This is a genomic window from Sulfurovum sp. bin170 (assembly GCF_010892395.1).
Taxonomy (GTDB): Bacteria; Campylobacterota; Campylobacteria; order Campylobacterales; family Sulfurovaceae; genus UBA1140.
This window is the reverse complement of sequence record NZ_JAACKB010000458.1, coordinates 1-2,064: the sequence shown is the minus strand read 5'-3', so window position 1 is coordinate 2,064 and position 2,064 is coordinate 1. Positions and strand designations below refer to the sequence as shown.

The window sequence follows — 2,064 nt, the reverse complement described above, 5'->3', positions numbered from 1 at the left end:
GTCCTCATCCCCACATTTACATACCAAATATCTGCGATTGTCCAATAAATATTGATATGCTAATTTTCATTAAAATTTAGGCTTTTGTTTTATGTCGATTATTGTCGGGATGAGGGCAACCCGACCTACAACCCACATAATTAATGCGGTTTTTGGAATATGGAGTGTCGTACAAATTCACAAAGACACTTCATTCCTCTATGTTTAGTTAGATGCTCTAGATATTGACTATATGTCATCTCCTTATCATCCAAATAGGAGCGAAGATATAGTAGTGCACTCTCCATTCCATGCTCCTTTTCTATATCATAGAGCATCTTATATAGAGGTTCCATGATTTGTATTATTTTTTCAGGTGCCTGTTTCCCTTCTGCGACAAAGGAGACTACTCTGTTGTTATTATCTCTTTGTGGTTTCCACTCTAGCATAGTCCAGTAATACTTATTATCTTTTGTTTTGTTCTTTACTATCGCTTGTATTGGAAGACCATTGGAGATTACTTTCCAAACAATATCAAAGATAGTTTTAGGCATGTCAGGATGTCTCAATATATTATGTGGTTGATTTATAACAGATGCACCTTTGTAGCCATTAATCTTTGAAAATGTTGAGTTGCAGTATATTATATTACCTTTGGTGTCTGTTCTGCTTCTTATAACCTCTTGATATGCACATTTAATTTCATAGTCTACTATATTCATAGATACCTCCTAGTGAACTAATGTTTATTTTTAATTTTAAATATTATACTTTATTAATGCTTAGTTCTTTATATCTAAATGCAACTGTTGATCTCCTATCTCTAGCACAAGTCTCTTATTTGAAGTAGTAAGGGCTATTAGTTTAATAGTATTTTTATCTATAAAGCTAATATCCAAACTAGCAGGATACTTCAAGCTTCCGAGGGTATCATTTTTAGATTTTGGAGGAAAATAAAATATATTATCCTCTCCTCTATTAATATTAAAACTATGAGAATCTGCCGTTACACTTCGTATAGGAGTTTTAAAATCTCTTGTTTTGAACTGCCAAATTTCTCTTTTTAATTTTCCATCCGCCTCATAGACTGCTTTTACTCTATAGTTACTACTCCATGCTAGTCGTTTAAGAGGAAAGAGCGCATACTCAAATTTTTTCAATTTTCTATTTGGGTCACTCTCTTGACTATAGATTATGGTATCCTCTATTTCATTACTCTCCTCATCAAAGAGTTCAAAACTAATCATTTTGATAGTTTTAAAATAGGATTCGTTAAAAGAGATACTGATGGGAAAACCACTAACACTATACTCAGGAAGTGGGTCTGGTAACTCATCATAAAAGGCAGGAGGAATATCCTCTTGTCCAGAAAAAGGGTAGGTTATAATCTTGCTATTTCTATATCTATTCTTCTGTAGAGTTTCATTAAATAGAGTTAATTTTATTTTTTGCTTTTTATCTATACAGATATTTTCCATATATCTACCTTGTTTAACTTCACGCTTCTTTTTGCATAAATCTACTAGTTTTCGACTGCCCATATCATATACAAAAGCTGTTTGAGACCTATCGGTTTTGCTCTGTAGCACCCCTATACCAATCTCATCAATATGAAAATCCAAAAACCCAAAACGGTGATATATCGCAGCCATAAGACCATCTACTGACTCTTTGTATGTAAAGTTATTATTAGATATATTCTCAATAACCATTGAGGTCTCATAACCAGCACTCATACTTCTCTGCGAACCATATACACCTGTGAAACCTACTCTCTTTTTATCCTCATAGTGACCTATTAGACCATTTTTTATGAGATAAGAGGCGTGATTTTTAGCTGCACTCTCTAGTTTTTGATTAGAGACTAGTGGGATGAGACCAGCACCAACTCTAAGTCTGTTGAGGTAATGAAGTGTGCGTCTTTGCTCCATATCAATATCCAAAAGAGGTTCCTCTTTGATAATAATATTTTGACCTAGTGGAGTTGTTCCTGCTAGTAGATATACATATCCCGCAGAGAGTGCGACTAATCCCCAAACGGAAATACGAATTATATTTTTCATTGAAACAACTCCTTAATTTTAT

At 33.7% G+C, this 2,064-nt stretch carries 2 protein-coding genes; both read right to left on the bottom strand.

Annotated elements, in window-relative coordinates; all coding sequences use genetic code 11:
- Positions 1-140: 140 nt before the first annotated feature.
- On the bottom strand, positions 141-701 hold the full coding sequence (locus tag GSY74_RS10690) for a PAS domain-containing protein (RefSeq protein ID WP_164665134.1): 561 nt from the start codon (positions 699-701) through the stop codon (positions 141-143).
- 60 nt (positions 702-761) lie between these two features.
- Entirely contained in the window at positions 762-2,042 is a 1,281-nt protein-coding gene (locus tag GSY74_RS10685; protein ID WP_164665132.1) for a CAP domain-containing protein, read from the bottom strand.
- Between the last annotated feature and the right edge of the window lie 22 nt (positions 2,043-2,064).